Genomic DNA, 277 nt, shown 5'->3' with positions numbered 1-277 from the left:
CAAGAACACTCTCGATACCGGATCACTCACGTACAGCAACCTGCAGAACAGCGCCAGCTACAGCGCGAGCAGTGGAGGCATGGCTGGCGGCTACAGCGGTAACGGTGGAGGCATCGGTAACAGCGGCGCCAGCATCATGCCCAGCGGCCTGACCATTCCGCAGACCGGTCACGAAAGCAGTACGACGCAAGCGGCGATTGCACCGGGCACGATCACGATTAGCGATAACCAAAACCAGGACCTCAGCGGACTGAGTCGCAACGCAAGCCTCGGTGAT

General features: G+C 60.3%; 1 protein-coding gene. It reads left to right on the top strand.

Annotated elements, in window-relative coordinates:
* Positions 1 to 277 (top strand): hypothetical protein (locus tag AC4HNJ_RS21910; protein WP_490481730.1); only part of this gene is annotated, 277 nt, incomplete at both ends.

This window comes from Dyella sp. SYSU CM1112 (genome assembly GCF_058216415.1).
Note: the sequence above shows the minus strand (reverse complement) of the source record. Positions and strands in the feature narration are given on the sequence as shown.